This window comes from Nonomuraea sp. NPDC049714, from assembly GCF_044465295.1.
GTDB lineage: Bacteria > Actinomycetota > Actinomycetes > Streptosporangiales > Streptosporangiaceae > Nonomuraea.
The window spans coordinates 19,548-37,501 of the sequence record NZ_JBITLM010000004.1 but is presented as its reverse complement, the minus strand read 5'-3'; the positions used below and the strand labels follow the sequence as shown (position 1 = coordinate 37,501).

Annotated in this window: 20 protein-coding genes; 11 read left to right on the top strand and 9 right to left on the bottom strand. The window is 68.1% G+C overall.

The window, feature by feature from the left end; all coding sequences use genetic code 11:
- The first annotated feature begins 624 nt into the window (after positions 1–624).
- Positions 625–1,434, top strand: a complete 810-nt coding sequence (locus tag ACIBQX_RS17470) for a Scr1 family TA system antitoxin-like transcriptional regulator (RefSeq protein WP_397005523.1) — start codon at positions 625–627, stop codon at positions 1,432–1,434.
- Positions 1,431–1,640, top strand: coding sequence for a DUF397 domain-containing protein (locus ACIBQX_RS17465; protein ID WP_397005521.1), 210 nt, complete (start codon positions 1,431–1,433; stop codon positions 1,638–1,640). Before ACIBQX_RS17470 ends, ACIBQX_RS17465 begins: the two co-directional genes overlap by 4 nt.
- A 54-nt stretch (positions 1,641–1,694) precedes the next feature.
- On the opposite strand, the gene ACIBQX_RS17460 is transcribed toward ACIBQX_RS17465, so the two are convergent.
- The gene (locus ACIBQX_RS17460) at positions 1,695–2,639 is read right to left on the bottom strand and encodes a C45 family autoproteolytic acyltransferase/hydolase (protein ID WP_397005519.1); all 945 of its coding nucleotides are present in this window, start codon (positions 2,637–2,639) and stop codon (positions 1,695–1,697) included.
- Between the two features lie 62 nt (positions 2,640–2,701).
- Entirely contained in the window at positions 2,702–2,869 is a 168-nt protein-coding gene (locus ACIBQX_RS17455; RefSeq protein ID WP_397005518.1) for a hypothetical protein, read from the bottom strand.
- 566 nt (positions 2,870–3,435) lie between these two features.
- On the opposite strand from ACIBQX_RS17455, the gene ACIBQX_RS17450 reads away from it, so the two are divergent.
- The 4 genes from ACIBQX_RS17450 to ACIBQX_RS17435 all read left to right on the top strand — a co-directional run bounded on the left by ACIBQX_RS17450 (position 3,436) and on the right by ACIBQX_RS17435 (position 6,503).
- A complete protein-coding gene (locus ACIBQX_RS17450) occupies positions 3,436–4,080 on the top strand; it encodes a Scr1 family TA system antitoxin-like transcriptional regulator (protein WP_397005516.1) in 645 nt (214 codons plus the stop codon).
- A gap of 124 nt (positions 4,081–4,204) precedes the next feature.
- On the top strand, positions 4,205–4,387 hold the full coding sequence (locus ACIBQX_RS17445) for a DUF397 domain-containing protein (RefSeq protein WP_397005514.1): 183 nt from the start codon (positions 4,205–4,207) through the stop codon (positions 4,385–4,387).
- 620 nt (positions 4,388–5,007) lie between these two features.
- On the top strand, positions 5,008–5,835 hold the full coding sequence (locus ACIBQX_RS17440) for a UbiA family prenyltransferase (RefSeq protein ID WP_397005512.1): 828 nt from the start codon (positions 5,008–5,010) through the stop codon (positions 5,833–5,835).
- Positions 5,836–5,840: 5 nt separating this feature from the next.
- Entirely contained in the window at positions 5,841–6,503 is a 663-nt protein-coding gene (locus ACIBQX_RS17435) for a hypothetical protein (RefSeq protein ID WP_397005510.1), read from the top strand.
- 52 nt (positions 6,504–6,555) lie between these two features.
- Here ACIBQX_RS17435 and ACIBQX_RS17430 read toward each other — a convergent pair whose 3' ends face one another.
- The 6 genes from ACIBQX_RS17430 to ACIBQX_RS17405 form a co-directional block, all read right to left on the bottom strand.
- Positions 6,556–7,674 (bottom strand): NAD-dependent epimerase/dehydratase family protein, encoded by a 1,119-nt coding sequence (locus ACIBQX_RS17430; protein WP_397005508.1) that lies wholly within the window; start codon positions 7,672–7,674, stop codon positions 6,556–6,558.
- Between the two features lie 11 nt (positions 7,675–7,685).
- Positions 7,686–8,606: a hypothetical protein gene (locus ACIBQX_RS17425; protein WP_397005506.1), complete on the bottom strand. Its 921-nt coding sequence runs from the start codon at positions 8,604–8,606 to the stop codon at positions 7,686–7,688.
- A 99-nt stretch (positions 8,607–8,705) separates the two neighbouring features.
- Complete coding sequence (locus ACIBQX_RS17420; protein ID WP_397005504.1) at positions 8,706–9,752, bottom strand: 2-oxoacid:ferredoxin oxidoreductase subunit beta; 1,047 nt, start codon at positions 9,750–9,752, stop codon at positions 8,706–8,708.
- Positions 9,745–11,589 (bottom strand): 2-oxoacid:acceptor oxidoreductase subunit alpha, encoded by a 1,845-nt coding sequence (locus ACIBQX_RS17415; protein WP_397005502.1) that lies wholly within the window; start codon positions 11,587–11,589, stop codon positions 9,745–9,747. The genes ACIBQX_RS17420 and ACIBQX_RS17415 overlap by 8 nt, the downstream gene beginning before the upstream one ends.
- A 122-nt stretch (positions 11,590–11,711) precedes the next feature.
- Positions 11,712–11,801, bottom strand: a complete 90-nt coding sequence (locus tag ACIBQX_RS17410) for a putative leader peptide (RefSeq protein WP_311132193.1) — start codon at positions 11,799–11,801, stop codon at positions 11,712–11,714.
- Between the two features lie 33 nt (positions 11,802–11,834).
- Positions 11,835–13,304, bottom strand: a complete 1,470-nt coding sequence (locus tag ACIBQX_RS17405; protein ID WP_397005500.1) for a polysaccharide deacetylase family protein — start codon at positions 13,302–13,304, stop codon at positions 11,835–11,837.
- 87 nt (positions 13,305–13,391) lie between these two features.
- Between ACIBQX_RS17405 and ACIBQX_RS17400 the strand changes: the two genes are divergently transcribed.
- The 5 genes from ACIBQX_RS17400 to ACIBQX_RS17380 are packed head-to-tail and all read left to right on the top strand — an operon-like array spanning position 13,392 to position 16,761.
- Positions 13,392–13,763: an NADH-quinone oxidoreductase subunit A gene (locus ACIBQX_RS17400; RefSeq protein ID WP_397005498.1), complete on the top strand. Its 372-nt coding sequence runs from the start codon at positions 13,392–13,394 to the stop codon at positions 13,761–13,763.
- A gap of 53 nt (positions 13,764–13,816) precedes the next feature.
- A complete protein-coding gene (locus ACIBQX_RS17395; RefSeq protein WP_397006788.1) occupies positions 13,817–14,308 on the top strand; it encodes an NADH-quinone oxidoreductase subunit B in 492 nt (163 codons plus the stop codon).
- Positions 14,305–14,841 carry an NADH-quinone oxidoreductase subunit C gene (locus ACIBQX_RS17390; protein ID WP_397005496.1) on the top strand — a complete coding sequence of 179 codons (537 nt, stop codon included), beginning with the start codon at positions 14,305–14,307 and terminating at the stop codon, positions 14,839–14,841. Before ACIBQX_RS17395 ends, ACIBQX_RS17390 begins: the two co-directional genes overlap by 4 nt.
- The gene (gene nuoH / locus ACIBQX_RS17385; RefSeq protein ID WP_397005494.1) at positions 14,834–15,787 is read left to right on the top strand and encodes an NADH-quinone oxidoreductase subunit NuoH; all 954 of its coding nucleotides are present in this window, start codon (positions 14,834–14,836) and stop codon (positions 15,785–15,787) included. The genes ACIBQX_RS17390 and nuoH overlap by 8 nt, the downstream gene beginning before the upstream one ends.
- Before the next feature lie 59 nt (positions 15,788–15,846).
- Positions 15,847–16,761, top strand: a complete 915-nt coding sequence (locus ACIBQX_RS17380; RefSeq protein WP_397005492.1) for a hypothetical protein — start codon at positions 15,847–15,849, stop codon at positions 16,759–16,761.
- Here the strand turns inward: ACIBQX_RS17380 and ACIBQX_RS17375 are convergent.
- Positions 16,733–17,755, bottom strand: coding sequence for an ABC transporter permease (locus tag ACIBQX_RS17375; RefSeq protein WP_397005490.1), 1,023 nt, complete (start codon positions 17,753–17,755; stop codon positions 16,733–16,735). The two genes, ACIBQX_RS17380 and ACIBQX_RS17375, sit on opposite strands and share 29 nt — an antisense overlap.
- Positions 17,756–17,954 lie beyond the last annotated feature (199 nt).

Sequence of the window (17,954 nt, the reverse complement as noted above, 5' to 3'; positions counted from 1 at the left end):
CTTAGCGCGGCAGGTGATGGTTTCCCCGGTGCTGTCCAGCCGGCCGAGGCAGGAGAGCCCACACCACGCGCTCACCTGCCAGCGTGAGATCGGTGCCCCAGCACCCGCGGGTCAGGTCATCCACCACCCACAGACCCCGCCCCGTCGATTCGTCAGGACCAGGAACGCGCGGCAACGGCACAGCCTCCGACGTCCCAGGACCGACGACGGCCAGCCGCCAGTAGTGCCGCTCTCCCTCCACCGTCGGCACGAGGCTAATCCGCACCCACGCACCACACCCATGAACCAGCACGTTGGTCACCAGTTCGGAGGCGATGAGTTGTAGGTCGCCAAGAGCCGGATGTTCACCCAGCCACCCTCGAAGCTCACGGCGAGCCAGCGCGGGAAGCAGAGCGCAGTTGCCCAGCTCACTGAACAGCCACACCTTGACCCCTGCGTATGGGGCATCCGCCAGGGTTGCTCTCATGATCACCTCCGGTACACATCGAGACATGTGTCTGTGCGGTTACAGCCCTCATCATTGCCTTCTACCTCCTCGGGGTCGTCCCGAATGTCCCTCCAAAACTTTCACAACACGTGATTAGCTTGTACGTATAGAAGTACGGCCATTCTGAAAGGGGCCATGTGGAGAAAGAGGGGAATGTCACCGGCGAAATCGCCAATAAGGAATACAGGCGACGGATGCGCCAATATCGGACGGCAAGTGGGCTCACCCACGCACGCTTGGCGCCTCTGATCCCATGCAGTGAAAGCCTTGTGGGCGCTGTGGAGCGAGGCACCAGGCCGCCGACGGAGCCTTTTACCCGAGGGCTGGAGAGGGTGTTCGGATTAGACGGCGAGCTTCTTGAGCTGTTGCCCGCCATCCGGGATGTCAACCCAGTGTGGTTCCGCAAGTGGCCCGCCATTGAGGCCGCCGCAAGAAGCATCCGCATCTATCAACTGGCCGTGATCCCCGGCCTTCTCCAGACGGCGGACTACGCCCGCGCCATCTTCGAAGGCGAGCCCGGAGCTATATCCGGCGAGGTAGAGAAGGCCATCAAAGCCCGTCTCCAACGTCAGATAATCCTGTCCCGAACCAACCCCCCGAGCCTGTCTGTGATCCTTGACGAGAGTGTTCTCCTTCGCCGCATAGGCGGCCCTGAGGTCATGACGGCGCAGCTCGAATTTCTCCTCGACGTGATGGCCCGCCCATACGTTACGGTGCGGATCATCCCCCTGTCGGCGCGCAGCACGGCGGGGCTGATCGGTCCGTTCGTGCTGGCATCCGACGACGGCACCAACGCAGCGTTCCTGGAGAACGCCGAGACTGGGGAGGTCATCCACCAGATTGACATGATGCACAAGCTGAATCAGCGATGGGAACTGCTCTCCGGCCTAGCTCAGCCGACCTACGAAACCATAAAGATCATCCAAAGAGTCATGGAGGCAAAATGATCGAGAACGAGTTGGCCTCCGCCACATGGCGGAAGGCCACCGCCAGCGGCGGGACTGGCGGCGACTGCGTGGAGGTCGCTCCGCTCAGCCAAGGCCGTGTTGCCGTGCGGGACAGCAAGGATCGCAGTGGGCCTGCTTTAGTGTTCACCGCGTCGGAATGGGCTGCATTCAGCGACGGCATGTCCAAGGGAGAGTTCAACTTCTAGGTCGTCAAGCTTGCGGGTGCCTGCCTGCCAGGTGGGCCCCTTGTGTGTCGTGTCTCAGCCGGCCTGGCCCAGGGTCACGGTGCGGGATCCGGGTGTGAAGTCGCCGAAGGACTGTTGCCAGGACTCACCGGGCCAGTAGTACGTCACAAGGCCCTCGGCGGGCCGGTAGTGGGCGGTGTAGAGCGTTACCGTCCCCTGTTCGTCGAAGGATCGATACAGCGGCGGCTTGAGCATCGCCGCCACGTCCGCGCCCGCGGCGCGGATGGCTCGCAGCCGCTCCTGCGTCCGCATGGCCCGCTCCTGCTCGTCGGTCACCGGCAGGTGCTGGTGATTGGCGGCGCAGGCGTCCGGTGCCACCGTCGGCGGTATATCCGGTCCCACGAACACCGTCATCGCCTTGGTGGGATCGACAAGGGTGAGGTTCTGGGGGACGGCGACCGGCAGGGACCGCAGCCTGTCGACCGCCTCATCGACGGTGTCGCACGTCTCCAGCAGGTAGCGCACGAGGATGAGAATGGCGAAGCCGCGTCCGTAGGCGGAACGTCCGCCCCAGGTGAGCGAGACCGCGAGACCGGCGTCGTTCATCCCGTCCTGCAAGCCCCACAGCATGTCCTGCATCCCGATCACGGGGCGCAGGAAGCAGGAGGAGACGATGGTCCCCTCGCACTGATCGGGCCGTAGGTCATAGTTGCGCAGCAGAGTGCCGTTCTGGCCGATCTGGGTGCAGGCCTGGGAGAACGGCCGCAGTGCCGCGTGGGTGAGGAAGACTTCCGCCTCGGGCCGGTCGAGTTGGCCGGCCAGGCGGTCCAGAACCGGGACCAGTTCCGGCATGTGCGCACGGAACAGCGCCCGAACACGATCCGCGCCCTCCGGAGTCCGGCCCTCCTTGGTCAGCAGGCCCTCCATCTCCTGCCACAGGGCCCGAGCGTAGGCGGCCCACCGCCCGTCGCCACCGTCGCCGACCTCGATCGCCTGGAAGGTCTTGCGCTCTTGCCGCACGGCTGACACTCCCCTGTGAGAATCGGACGAGGCGAGGACAACCTAGCCAATTGGCCAAGCATTCACCAGGTGGCCGCCATCGGCGACGGCCAGGCGCTGGATCTGATGAAGCCGCTGAACGCGAGCGTGGCCGACTCCAGTAGGCGAACATCGGAGATCCGCGACTCGACCCCACGCCCGGCCAGATGATCAGCCAGCACCCGCGCCATCCGCCGCCCCGCTGGGCTCATTCCGCCGACACTCGGGCACCCGCCACCACGGTCATCCACCATCACGCCGTGCTCCCCAGCCGAGGCAAAAGAGCCCACACCACGCGCTCACCTGCTGGCGTGAGTTCGGTGCCCCAGCACCCGCGTGTCAGGTCATCCACCACCCACAGCCCCCGCCCCGTCGATTCGTCAGCGCCAGGAACGCGGGGCAGCGGCACAGCCTCCGACGTCCCAGGACCGACGACGGCCAGCCGCCAGTAGCGCCGCTCTCCCTCCACCGTGGGCACGAGACTCATCCGCACCCACGCACCACACCCATGAACCAGCGCGTTCGTCACCAGCTCGGAGGCGATGAGCTGTAGGTCACCGAGGGCCGGATGCTCGCCCATCCACCCTCGAAGCTCACGACGGGCCATCGCGGGAAGCAGAGCGCAGTGGTCCAATTCACTGAACAGCCACACCTTGTCTCGGCGGGGCGAGCAGCGTACATCTAAGATCGCTACTGTAATTTCACGTCCAGCGGCCCGATCGAAATGTCGGATTACCGTCAAGCGCCCATTTCTGGGTCACTCCAAGGGTGCCTGTGAATGGGTCTCTATTGCACGTCAGATTGGGAGACGGTCCGCCGACAGAAGACTTCATTCGGCGTACTCACTTGTGGTTATATTGTGAGCGCGCGTCACCAGCGTCCCCACCTCTGGAGTCCGCAGTGGCGAATGATCTCGATCCCCGCATGTCGCCCGCCGAGCAGTTTCGGCCGTGAGCTGGCACGATGTCGCAAGGAGAGGGGACTATCTCAGCGGCGACTGGCCGACCACCTAAGCTGCTCACCGTCGCTGGTAGGCCACATCGAAACCGGTAGCCGCAATCCGCAACTCGACTTCGCGGAGGCGTGCGACCAATTCTTTAATCTCCCGGAAAAGGACTACTTTGCCCGGATGTGTCGCCGCATCCACCAGTCGCCCTCCGGTCCAGGGTGGTATTTGCGCTGGCTGGAGGAAATCGAGCCCAACGCGGTAACGCTCCGCACCTGGGACCCGCTTCTCGTACCTGGCCTACTCCAGACCGAGCACTACGCCCGGGCCGTCTTCCGTCCGTGGCCACCTGGCGACACCCGCGCCAGAGGTAGAGGAACAGGTCACCGCTCGCATGGAGCGGCAACTGATCCTTACCAGAGACAACCCTCCCGGGCAAAGGCGAAGTATCGGCCGAGCATGATCTCGTCTCGCTGATCTGGGGCCGGTATGAAAGACTGAGAGCAGAGGCGTACCGCCCAGGCGAATCCCTCGTAATGATCAAGGAAGCAGCAGAACAATGGAGCCCAAAGACCTAACGGCTACAGACCTCCCTGGGGCTGTGTGGAAGAAGAGTTCCCGCAGTGGCAATGGCGGCGGCAACTGCGTCGAGGTCGCCACCAATCTCCCCGGGCTCATCGCTGTTCGCGACAGCAAGAACCCGAACGGCGCCGCACTCGTCTTCACACCGAGCGAGTGGCGAGCCTTCCTCGGAGGCGTCAGGCTCGGCGGGTTCGACGGATAATCGCGTCGCCTGCCGGCAGTGCGACCTTGTCATCATCTCAGGGTGCTGCCGTGTCCATGTCCTCCTCACAGGCGTCTGATCGCCGTGACTCGATCAGGCGCTTGTCGCGTTTCTTGGACACCTGCCAGAAGAGCCTTTCAAAGACCTTTTGGGGAACCCCTCGGGTCGGTCGCCGCAATGCGTGCCTGGCGGCCCGCTGGACTCGACATAGGCCCAGAAAGACCGAAGAGCTGGAAAGACCCGCCTCCGGCGGGGGCTCAGCCCGAATCCACCGACAGAGTTTCGGGCGGATCGGCAGCGTTCGGCCGGCGGGATGGGCAAGCTGGTGGAAGGCATTCGTGCGCCGTCCACGCTGGCTCGTTCCTACGCGCCTTCACCTGGGGTAACGTACGCCAACTGGACGTCCTCGCAGCCAGGTGCACCTACACGCATTTATATGATCTTCAGATCGTTTTCACCGGTGAATAGCCGAGTCCGACACCTCCCCAGCGCGGAAGGTCTTGGCTAACATCATTGCTGTGCCGTTACGGATTCTTCCCATTGCGCCCGCGAACGACCTGGCCAGTCGGCGCATCTCGGGAGCCGCACGGCTGCGGGAGGCTCCCGGTCGGGTGCCGATCGTGCAGTTCATCGTGAACAATCGCATCTATCTTGGGGTCGGCGCGATTGCGGTCATGTGGGCGATGCCGCCGTGGTTCGGGGCAGAAGTCGCCTGGACGGCCATGCTGCCGGTCTTGATGGCCGGTCTCGGCGTTTATCAGTTCAACCGGGTTTTCGATTTCGTCGAAGACCAGATCAACGACCCTGGCGCATACGCGCAAGCCTACCGATCCAGGACCGCTCTTCGCGCGATGGCTGTGGCGGCGATGGTCACGAGCCTCCTGCTCTCGATGGCTTTTCAGGGTTATGCGGCGACGGCATTGCTGGCGGTGATGCTGCTTTCCGGCGTCCTCTACTCGGCCCCGTTTCTCACTCGCCGGCGCCTCAAACAGGTGGCGGGGGTGAAGAATGTCATCCCATCGCTCGTCTGGCCGGTCGCCACGCTGGTCCATCCGACGGGTGTGCTCACCCTTGAATCCATGCTCGCAGTCGGGTTGATCGCCTGCAGCGTCTTCACCATCGAGGTGGCCTGGGATGTGCGGGACAGGCGCGGCGACCGGATCGCCGGGATCAACTCTTTCGCCGCCATCCTGGGGCCGACCAAGGCGCTCGTGATTCCTCTCGCGGCGAGTCTGACCTACGCGCTCTTTGTCGCGCTGCTGGTCACTCCGTTGGGCCGGCTGCCCGCGATCTGGCTGTTCCCGGGCATGCTCCCCGCCCTCTCGGTGGGCATCGCCCTGCTCTGGAAAGATTCGCTGGCCGCAAGTCGTGGCCTGTCGCACGTGCTGGTTCTGATCAACATGCTGGCGCTGGTTCCGCTGGGCATAGCTGGACGATGGGGGGTGTAGCGGACGTGGTCTCTAGCGTCAATCCGGACGAAGTCGAGCTGCGCAAGAAGCTGCTCGAAATCAACGTCTGGGCCATGCTCCTGGTGATCGCCCTGGTCCTGGAGCGAGCGTCGGACACCCTGGTATCGGTCGCGGCCGTGGCGGACAAGGTGGACACCAAGGTGTGGGCCGCCGTGTTCATCATGGGCATGGTCTTCGGCGTGCTGCTGGGGACGACGGTCGGGATCCTCGCTCTGCACGTGCGGTTCCAGGCTCCGTACGGCTACGCCCATGTGATCCTGGACAATATCTTCGTCACGGTCCCGCTCTACATCGCGATCCGGTTCAGCGCGGCTGCGATTCTCCGGACCACCGGCACGCCGGTGACCCTCGACGAGGACCTGTTCCGCCTGGGTGCGGCGATGATCGCGCTTGCCCTCGGCTTTCTCTTCGTCCGCGATCTGATCGTGCTACCCAAGATCACTGATCAGCTGTCGGCACCTCCGCTCATCGCCGTCACCGCGCTCCACTTCATGGGCGCGATGCTCTTCGTGCTGCTGGCCGTCGTTCCGGGTTTCGTGTTGTACGTTGCCGCGCTCGGCTCCGTGGGCCTCGGCTTCTTCTTCGCCGGGATGGCCGCGATCCCGACCCTCTCCCGTCGTTTCAAACCCGCTCCTTCGCCGCCGTAAGCAAAAAGGTCCTCAAAACGAGCAGGCCACGCCGACGCCGGGGGTCCGTTTTCTACGGGCGGCCGGCGTACCAGGCGATGGTCTGCCGAAGTCCGGCCTCCAGGCTCGTGGCGGGCCGCCAGCCGAGCACCCGCTCGGCCGGCCCGGGGTCGGAGCGCTGTGTACGGTCGAGCGGGCGGGCCGCCACCGCCCCGAACCTCGGCCGCACCGTGCGGCCGGCCAGTGGGCCGTTCGCCGCCGTGCGGTCAACCTCGGGGCCGTCCGTTCGGTCGTCCCCAGGGCCGCCCGTCATCGTGCGGTCGGCCGCTGTGTCGTTCACCAGGGTGGCGAGGAGTTCGACGGTGTCGCGGATGGACACCGGCTCCGCGGTGCCGATGTCGAGCACCTGACCGGCCGCCGCGCCGTCCGCGCCGGCCAGGACGAACGCGTCCACCACGTCCTCGACGTACACCCAGGTCACCATCCTGGATCCGGAGGTCAGCTCCGGCTCCTGCCCGCGCAGCAGCGACGACGTCACGTACGGGACCAGCTTGGTGGTGTCGGGCTGGCCGGGGCCGTACACCATCGCCACCCGCAGCACCGACACGGGGACCTGCCACAGCGCGTGGAACATCCGCGCGTAGCCGGTGGCGGCGGCCTTCGCGGCTGCGTACGGGGAGCTCGGGGCGAGGCCGTCACGCGGTTCCTCGACCGACCCGGCGAGCACCACGCTGCGCACCGGCGTGCCGGTCACGGCGGTCAGCAGGTTCACGGCTGCGGTGAGGTTGCCCGCGAGCGTCGGCGCGACCGTGGCCGGCTCGCGGACGCCGGTGACCTCACTGGCCAGGTGGAGGACCACCTCGGGGGAGACCCGCGCCACCAGGCCGGCGGTCGCGGCCGCGTCGCTCAGGTCGGCCACGTGCCACTGCACGTCGTGCCGCTGTCCGGCGGGCTGCTGCTCGTCGTGCCGCTGTCCGTTGTGCCGCTGTCCGTCGGGCTGCTGTCCGGAGGGATGCTGGCCGCCGGGCCGCTGCTCGTCGTGCCGTCCTTCTCCAGGGCCGGCGGCGGCGGGTGGGCGGCGGCTGACCGCGTGCACCTGCGCGCCGAGCGAGGACAGTCGTGCGACCAGGTGGCCGCCGATGAACCCGGTGGCCCCCGTGACCAGCACCCGCGTGTCGTGCCAGGCGGACATCTGCCCTCCAGCTAGTCGTGTCGTTCGGGGTCGGGGATCGGGTCCCCGGTGTCGTGCCACACGTTGCCCGCGTCGTCGGCGAGCTTGGCCCGGGTGCTCAGCAGGATCGGGCAGTCGTACGCGGAGGCGCGGCCGAAGTGGTTGCCGGTGACGCGCTGGCCGGTCAGCGGGCGGCCGAGCGGCGTGTGGTCGATGTTGACGACGCAGCCGCCGCCGTCGAGGTAGTTGTCCTCGACGTGCAGCTCGTCCGCCGACGACTGGACGGCCGCGTTCGGGTCCTCGGTGGTGGACAGGTCGATGGTGTTGTGCACCAGCCGCACGCCGCTCTGGTCGGCGAAGGCCTGCACGCCGTCGTTGTGCGTGGGGCCGCCACCCTGGTCGGGGTCGGCGGCGAACCAGCTCAGGTCGTGGATGTAGGAGTCACGCAGCAAAGTGCCGGTGTGCGCCTTGACGCCGTCGACCGTGCCGGTGAACTCCGAGCGGTGGATCGTCGTGGACGCGGCCCAGATGCCGTCGACGGACGGCGACGGGTGCGCCGGACGGAACTCGGAGTCCTCGATCACCGTGTCGCGGCCGTGCTCGGTGTCGAGCAGCGGGCGTACCCGGTCGGCCACCCCGCCGCGGAAGACGCAGTTCCTGAAGGTGACGCCGCGTCCGGTCACCTCGACGAAGCCGCGGAAGTCCTGCCCCTCGACGATCTCACCGTCCGTGGCGAAGGTCCGGTCGCCGGTCACCACCGTGAGCCGGGTGCCGGGGCGAACGCCCGTAGAGTCGGCGTCCGGGAAACCGGGCGGGACCGTGGTGGTGGGACCGGGCTCGGGGATCGGGGCCGGGAGCGCCGTGCGCGCGGGCTCGCCGGTCGCCTGCGCGATCGTCACGGCCAGCACCACGGCGACGATCGCGGCCACGACGTACAGCCACGTCTTCGCCACCCCGGCATCGTCCCCTGAGAACCGGTCGGCGCGCCAGTGGCCCGGCCCGAGGGCGCCGTCACCCCAAGGCGGCGGCGCCCACAGGCATCAGGACAGGCGTCAGCCGATGCGCCAGGTGTCGCCACCCATGAGCAGGTCGCTGAGGTCGCCTCGGCCCTGCTGGGCCACGGCCTCCTCAAGCTGCTCGGCCATCAGCACGTCGTAGGCCGGGCGGTCCACCTGGCGGAAGATGCCGATCGGCACGTGCTGGAAGGCCGGCTCGTCCAGCCGCGACAGCGCGAAGGCCACCGACGGGTCCGGACGGTGAGCGTCGTGCACGAGGATGCGATCCTCGCTCACCTCCGCCCTCGGGACGACCTCGATGCCGCCGTCGGCGGACCTGACGACCGCCTTGGACGCCGACACGATCGGCTGCCCGTGCTCCAGCCGGAGCATGATGTCGTCGCGGACCTCGGGGTCCTTCATCGGCTCGAAGGCGTTGTCGTTGAAGATGTTGCAGTTCTGGTAGATCTCCACCAGCGAGGTGCCGCGGTGGGCGGTGGCCTCGCGCAGCACCGACTGCAGGTGCTTGCGGTCGGAGTCGATGGTCCTGGCGACGAACGACGCCTCGGCGCCCAGAGCCAGCGAGATCGGGTTGAACGGCTTGTCCAGCGAGCCCATCGGGGTCGACTTGGTGATCTTGCCGACCTCGGAGGTGGGAGAGTACTGGCCCTTGGTCAGGCCGTAGATCCTGTTGTTGAACAGCAGGATGTTGAGGTTGACGTTGCGGCGCAGCGCGTGGATCAGGTGGTTGCCGCCGATCGACAGCGCGTCGCCGTCACCCGTGATCACCCACACGCTCAGGTCGGGCCGGGAGGCGGCCAGGCCGGTCGCGATGGCCGGCGCGCGGCCGTGGATGGAGTGGAAGCCGTAGGTGTCGAGGTAGTACGGGAACCGGGAGGAGCAGCCGATGCCGGAGACGAACACGATGTTCTCGCGCCGAAGCCCGAGCTCCGGCAGGAAGCTCTGCACCGCGGCGAGGATCGCGTAGTCGCCGCAGCCGGGGCACCAGCGGACCTCCTGGTCGGACTTGAAGTCCTTCAGGGTCTGCTTGGCGTCCGCCTTGGGGATGAGGGCCAGGCCCTTACCGTTGATGTGCTCACTCACTGTCGATCACGTCCTGAATGACTCCGGCCAGCTCCTCGGCCTTGAACGGGAGCCCGCGCACGCGGTTGTAGCTGATGATGTCGACGAGGAAGCGGGCGCGCAGCAGCATGGAGAGCTGGCCGAGGTTGATCTCGGGCAGCAGCACCTTGTCGTAGCGCTTGAGCACTTCGCCGGTGTTGGCGGGCAGCGGGTTGAGGTGGCGCAGGTGTGCCTGGGCGACCCTGCCGCCGTCCTTCCTGATCCGCCGCACGGCGGCGGCGATCGGGCCGTACGTCGAGCCCCAGCCGAGGACGAGCACCTTCGTGTCGTCGTCGAGGTCGTCGACCTCCAGGTCGGGCACGTCGATGCCGGCGATCTTGGCCGCGCGCGACCGGACCATCAGGTCGTGGTTGTCCGGGTCGTAGGAGATGTTGCCGGTGCCGTCGGCCTTCTCGATGCCGCCGATGCGGTGTTCGAGGCCGGCGGTGCCGGGGATGGCCCAGGGGCGGGCGAGGGTCTCGGGGTCCCGCTTGAACGGCAGGAACTCGCCGTCGTCGCCGTTCGGCGCCGTGGTGAACTCCTGCGAGATGTCCGGCAGGTCGGCGACCTCGGGCAGGCGCCACGGCTCCGAGCCGTTGGCCAGGTAACCGTCCGACAGCAGCATGACCGGGGTGCGGTACTTCACCGCGATCCTGGCCGCCTCGATGGCCGCGTCGAAACAGTCGCTCGGCGACATCGGCGCCACGACCGGCACCGGCGACTCGCCGTTGCGGCCGTACAGGGCCATCAGCAGGTCGGTCTGCTCGGTCTTGGTCGGCATGCCGGTGCTGGGCCCGGCACGCTGCACGTCCACGATGATCAGCGGCAGCTCGGTGGTGACGGCCAGGCCGACGGTCTCGGCCTTCAGCGCGACGCCGGGACCCGAGGTGGTGGTGACGCCGAGCGCCCCGCCGAACGCCGCGCCGAGCGCCGCCCCGACACCCGCGATCTCGTCCTCCGCCTGGAAGGTGCGGATGCCGAACTCCTTGTGCCGGGACAGCTCGTGCAGGATGTCGCTGGCCGGGGTGATCGGGTAGGAGCCCAGGAACAGCGGCAGCTTGGACTGCACGGAGGCGGCGATCAGACCGTAGGCCAGCGCCTGGTTGCCGGAGATGTTGCGATAGACGCCAGGGGCGAGCTTGGCGGGCTTGACCTCGTAGGAGACGGAGAAGGACTCGGTGGTCTCGCCGAAGTTCCAGCCGGCCTGGAAGGCCGCGATGTTGGCCTTGGCGATCTCGGGCTTCTTGGCGAACTTCTGCTCGAGGAACTTGATCGTGTGCTCGGTCGGCCGGTGGTAGAGCCACGAGAGCAGGCCGAGGGAGAACATGTTCTTGGAGCGCTCGGCGTCCTTCTTGGACAGGTCGAAGCCTTCGAGCGCCTTGACCGTCAGCGAGGTCAGCGGCACCGCGTGCAGCCGCCACTCGGCCAGCGAGCCGTCCTCCAGCGGGTTGGTGGTGTAGCCGACCTTCTGCAGGTTGCGCTTGGTGAACTCGTCGGTGTTGGCGATGATGTCGGCGCCGCGCGGCAGGTCGCCGATGTTGGCCTTGAGCGCCGCCGGGTTCATGGCCACGAGCACGTTGGGCGCGTCGCCGGGCGTGAGGATGTCGTGGTCGGCGAAGTGGAGCTGGAAGCTCGACACGCCCGGCAGGGTCCCTGCGGGAGCGCGGATCTCGGCGGGGAAGTTGGGCAGCGTCGAAAGGTCGTTGCCGAACTCGGCGGTGCCGGCCGTGAACCGGTCGCCAGTGAGCTGCATGCCGTCGCCGGAGTCCCCGGCGAATCGGATGATCACGCGATCGAGTTGCTGAACCTGCTTGGTCACGCCTCGGTCCTCCTCGACGCGCCGGGGCGCGGTGCTTCTGGCGCGTTCTCTGTTTCCATGCTAGATCCTCGAAAGGTCACGCGTTTGCAAGCTGGTCAAAGCGGGTAAACGCGGCGGAGAAGTCAGGGTGAAGTGGGAGAACGACGACACAGCCCTGACGCCAGTCTGCAGAGGTCCACATGCAGGCGTGCGAAGAGGACGGTTCGGGTCACGAGCGCCAACTATACGTCCCCCTGTCACATGACCTACGTCAGGGGCTCCTTGCGTATGGGTTTGTTCCCTGACGTGTAGAGCCGTCCGGCCCGCATGTTCGTGCCGTACAACTCCGGAACGGTGACGAAGGTGTAACCCTTCCCGCGCAGCCTTTCGAGCATGTCCGGAATCGCGTCAACGGTCGCGCGGTTCACGTCGTGCATGAGCACGATCGCCCCCGGATGCGCCTGCTCCACCGCCCGGTCGGCGATCGAGCGGGCCCTGGGGTCGCGCTGGTCCTGGGTGTCGACGTCCCAGCCCACCAGGCACACCCCCAGCTCGCGGGCGACGTTCCGCACATCCAGGCTGACCGCTCCGTACGGCGGGCGGACGAGTGTGGGCGTCTGGCCGATCGCGGCGGCCACCACGCCCTCGGTGCTGCCCAGCGAGTCGGCGATCTTGCTGGACGGCAGCGTGGACAGGTCGCGGTGCGCCCAGCCGTGGTTGCCGACCAGGTGGCCCTCCGCGCTCATCCGCCGCAGCAGCTCGGGCCGGGCGGCGGCGCTGGTGCCCACCGGGAAGAACGTCGCCCGCGCGCCGTACCGGCGCAGCATGTCGAGCAGTTCGGCGGTGTGCGGACCCGGGCCGTCGTCGAAGGTCAGCGCGACGCACTTGGCCTCCCCGCAGTTCACGGTGCCCGCGTCGGTGCTGGCGGCCGCGGGGACGGGCTGCGGCACGGGCTGCGTCACGGTCAGGGGCCGTTTGACCGAGACCCGCTGCGCGGCCATGCGGACGGACTGCTGCGCGCGCCGTCCCGTCTCCGACAGCAGCGGCCCGACCTGGTCCGCCGGCACGGCCACGGCCAGCCGCCCGAGCGAGCACGGCCCGAGCTGGCAGTCGTCGAACTCCACCACCAGGTCGCCCGAGCCGTTGAAGGCCATCGAGTCGAACCGGTACGGGTCCGGTTTGACCTGCTCCCTGTCGATCTCCGGCCCGCGTGCCCTGAGCGCCTGCCGGACCAGTCGGGCGACCTCCTGCAGGGCGCCCCGGCCGGACAGCAGCCCGGCGGAGTCGGTGGCGCGGCCGCTGAGCCGGTCGTACCAGAAGGTCCGGTTGCTGTTGCCCCAGTCGGCGCCCCGGAACTCGCCGGTGCGCAGCCGTACGCCGAGCACGTCGCCCACGGCGGTGAGCTGCCACTCCACGTTCAGTTCCGCGCCGTCCGTGTTCCGGGACGACTCGCGGAAGTCGGCGAGCTGCTGCCGGACCTGTTCGCGCAGCTTGTCGTTGAGGCGCGGGGCGCCGGGCAGCTCCGGGTAGCCGATGTACACGTGCCCGCCCGCCGACTCGCCGTCGGTGAGCGCCATGGGGGACAGCCCGGCGACGGTGGCGGGGTCGACGAACTCGATCCTCGTCGGGTCGGCGGGGACCAGGTTGTCGTGCTCCGGGGAGGCGGCCGCGAGCCCGCATCCCGTTGAGGAGCAGACCAGCAGCACGAGCCCTCCGAAGATTCGGAGTTTAGGCATAGCTGTCACCATATGGGGCGTATGAGGCTGTTTGCCCTGATTTGAAGGTATAGGGCGTTAGGCTTTGAGCGAGTTACCATGCGTTGCATGGACGGCTACTACGGGTCCTACCTGCTGGTCGCGGCGCTGCTCGCGATCGGCGTCGCCATCGTGGCCGGGGCCATGATGGCCAACCGGCTGCTCAGACCGGACCGGCCCACCGCCGAGAAGCTGACCACTTACGAGTGCGGCGTCGACCCGGTGGGCGACGGCTGGGCCCAGTCGCAGGTCCGCTACTACGTCTTCACCTATCTTTACGTCATCTTCGCCGTCGACGCGGTCTTCCTCTTCCCCTGGGCCACCGTCTTCGACGCGCCCGGCTACGGAGTGACGACGCTGGTGGAGATGTTCGTCTTCCTCGGCTTCATCGCCCTCGGCATCCTGTACGCCTGGCGCAAGCGCGTGCTGAGCTGGACGTAGCCCTCGCCGGACATCCGCGTAAGAATGGCTGTATGGCAGCGACGGATCTCCCGATGCCCACCGTGGGGCCGCTCTCCCGGCTGGCGCCCAAGCCGATGCGGTTCGTCCTCAACTGGGGGCGGCGATACTCCCTGTGGGTGTTCAACTTCGGCCTGGCCTGCTGCGCGATCGAGTTCATCGCGACCTCGATGAGCAGGCACGACTTCATCCGCTTCGGTGTGATCCCGTTCGCCAACGGCCCCCGCCAGGCCGACCTGATGATCGTCTCCGGCACGGTCACCGACAAGATGGCCCCCGCCGTCAAACGGCTCTACGAGCAGATGCCCGACCCCAAGTACGTCATCTCCTTCGGCGCCTGCTCCAACTCCGGCGGCCCCTACTGGGACTCCTACTGCGTGACCAACGGCGTCGACCAGATCGTCCCCGTCGACATCTACGTGCCCGGCTGCCCGCCCAGGCCCGAGGGCCTGCTCTACGGGATCATGAAGCTGCAGGAGAAGATCGCCGCCGAGAAGCTCGGCGACCGTTACGGGGAGGACGTGTGACCGGCTTCGACCGGCTGGGGGAGCGCGCCGAGGTCACCGACACCTTCGGCGACACCGTCGTGGACGTCGCCCCCGCCGACTGGATCGAGCTGCTCACCATCGCCCGCGACGAGCTGGGCCACACCTTCTTCGACTGGCTGACCGGCGTGGACGAGCCTCCGGACACCTTCACCGTCGTGGCCCACGTCTACAACCCCGAGACCCGCGAGCGCCTGCTGCTGCGCACCCGGGTGCCGCATGACGACCCGCGCCTGCCCTCCGCCGTGGACGTCTACCGGGGGGCCAACTGGCACGAGCGGGAGACGTACGAGATGTTCGGGGTGATCTTCGAGGGTCACCCCAACCTGGTGCCGTTGCTGCTGCCCGACGGGTTCGAAGGGCATCCGCTGCGCAAGGACTTCATCCTGGCCGCCCGCGTGGCCAAGCCGTGGCCCGGCGCGAAGGAGCCCGGCGAGTCCGGTCACGGGGCGCCGAGCCGCCGCAAGACGTCGCCGCCCGGCGTGCCGGCGGACTGGGGAGCGCCTGATGCTTGACGTGGTGCTCGACGTGGTGCTGCGGTTCGCCGTCATCCTGGTCATCTTCCTGGTGCTGCCGCTGATCGTCGGGCAGACCGAGCACAAGGTCATGGCGCACATGCAGTCGCGCCTCGGGCCGATGTACGCCGGCGGCTTCCACGGGTGGGCCCAGCTCATCGCCGACGGGGTGAAGTTCATGCAGAAGGAGGACGTCGTCCCGGCCGCCGCCGACCGGCGCATCTTCATGCTCGCCCCCGGCGTGGCGCTCGTGCCCTACCTGGTCGTGCTGATCGCGCTGCCCGTCGACGACGGTTTCGTCGGCGTCGACCTGGAGCTCGGCCTGTTCTTCGTGCTCGCCGTGATGGGCATCGGCGTGCTCGGCGCGATCATGGCCGGGTGGGCGTCGGCCAACAAGTACTCCGTCCTCGGCGGCATGCGGGCCGCCGCCCAGCTCGTGTCGTACGAGCTGCCGCTGGTCCTGGCGGCCTCCTCGGTCGCGATGGCCGCCGGCACGCTGTCGCTGCCCGGCATCGTCGAGGCGTGGCAGTGGTGGTGGCTGCCCTGGCAGGCGATCGGCGGCGTGGTCTTCTTCATGGCCGGGCTGGCGGAGCTGCGCCGGCCGCCCTTCGACATGCCGATCGCCGAGTCCGAGATCATCATGGGCCCGATGACCGAGTACACCGGCATGCGGTTCGCCCTGTTCATGCTCGCCGAGTACGCCGGGATCGTCGTCCTGTCCTTCCTGACCACCGTGCTGTTCCTCGGCGGCTGGCACGGGCCGCTGCTGCCCGGCTGGCTGTGGACGCTGGTCAAGGTGTTCCTGCTGGCCTTCGTGGTCATCTGGCTGCGGGTCAGCTATCCGCGCCTGCGCGAGGACCAGCTCCAAAAGCTCGCCTGGGCCGGCCTGGTGCCGCTGGCCCTCGTCCAACTCGCGCTCACCGGCGTCGTCAAAGTTCTGACCTGAAACTTCGCGCCCGCCCCGTTCGTCATAGGGGACAGGGGGTCCCATGGGGATGTGATCATGTGGACATTCAGTTGGTTCCGTACGGAGGCGCCGTCGAGGGCGGCCCGTGCCCGAGTACGGTCCTGTCGTGGGACGGCCAGGCGCTGACCGCCGCCGACTCCGCCACCGGCGAGTCGGTGCGGGTGACGCCCGCCTCCCTCTACCACTACGCCTACGACTCGGGCGGCGCGCCGGTGACCGGGCTGGCCGTGCTCGACGCCGACGGCCTGGTCATGCTCGACCTGCCCGGCGGCTGGTATCCCGAGAAGGTGCACGACTTCACCGAGCAGGCGAGGATCCCGGTCGCGGACGGCAGAGGCGATCCGCAAGCCCGTGCGCTGCTCGCCGGCCGCGCGCCCGGCTGGCGCCGCCTGCACGGCCTCACCCCGCCGCGAGCCTCCCGCTGGCGCACGCCGCTGATCTACGGCGTCGGGCTGGCCGGGCTGGCGCTGATGGCGTACCTCATCTCGGTGGGGGCGTGGGCCGCCTGGCGAGGGCTGGCGCTGGCCGGCAGGCTGCTGATCGACGTCGTCGAGGTCAAGTGGCTGGTGGTCGCCTTCAGCCCGCTGCTGCTCGCCATCCGCCCGCTCCAGGCCCGCCTGCGCAGGTACAGGGCCCGTAAGGGCGCGATCGCCGGACCGCCCGGCGGCCCCAACCTGTCGATCACCTCGGCGGGCGGGCTGCGCATCGACCAGGGCATGGAGCGACTGGCCGACATCCAGGCGGCCGGTCTGCTCCTCTACCAGTACGAGGACCTGGCCGGCCTGTTCGTGATGAACGGCGCGAACGAGCCGCTGCACCACATCCCCGGCCCGTGGTCGCCGGACGACCTGCACCGCTTCGCCGAGCGCAACGGGCTCAAGCTGGCCGTGCACCGGATCAGCCGGGAGGAGTACCTCGATCTGGTCAGGGCGTGCCGGCACGCGTCCCCGTGATCAGGTTGGGCCAGGTCAGGAACACCACGCAGGACACCACCGCCCACGTCGCCAGCACCAGGAACGGCAGCGGATGCTGATGGCCGCCGAAGTAGACGGCCGTGTGCTGGGCGTTGACCGACGCGCCCGGCGGCAGCCATCGCCCGATCGCGCCGAACGGCGAGGGCAGCAGCGGCCACGACACCGCCCCGCCGGACGACGGGTTGCCGATCAGCACCATCACCCCCCACGTCGGCACCAGCGCCCAACGCCCGATGACGGTGTTGAACATGGTGAAGACCATCCCTGACGTGAACATGGTCAACACAAGGATCAGCCATGACTCCACGAACGGCAGATCCAGCGCGCCGAGCAGCCAGTCGACGACCGCCGCGATGGCGAACCCGCCAAGCAGCGAGTAGGCGACGGTGAAGCCGATCCGCTGCCAGGGGCGTAGCTCTGCGGCGTGCACGCTGAGCTGGGCCGCGCCGAGAAAGCCGATGATCACCGCCGCGAGCGAGATGTAGAACAGCGCCAGCCCGCGCGGATCGCCGTGCTGCAGCGGCTTGAGATCCCGCACGGTCACCGGCACCCCGATGCGCGCCCCCACCTTCGGCCCGGCCTCCGAGAGCAGCTCGGCCACCGAGGCGCCCGCCGCGCCGGACACGTTCAGCCGCGCCCGATGCCGCTCCACCTGGATGACGCCGAACACCTGCTGCTCCTCGACCGCTTCGACCGCCGCCTCGTAGGTGGGGAAGTTCCGCAGCTCCAGCGCCGTCTTCAGCGCGTCTTCCATGCCCGACACGAACGCCGCCCGCTTCACCGGCCCCTCCGTGCCCACGACCGCCAGGGGGATCTGATGCGGCGTCGGGTTCGCCATCGCGTAGGTGTAGGAGCCCGCGAACGTCCCCGCCCCGGCGGCGAGGATGAACACCAGCACGGTCGCCGGCAGGAACGGCGAGTTCCTGAACGCCGACCACAGCTCACGCGGGTTCCGGGGCGTCAGTGTGGACATCGATCACCGTGGTCCCCGTAGCGCGGTTCCGGATATCTGACGCATACCCGGCAGCATCCGGACGGGACGCGGCCGACCGTCAAGGAAGCGTCAAACGACCGGTTCAGGCTTACGCCCAACCGCGACGGATCGCGCGCCCCACACTCCAGGCCCAGGCGGCGAGCACGATGACGCGCCAGCGGAGCCACAGCAGCGCCCT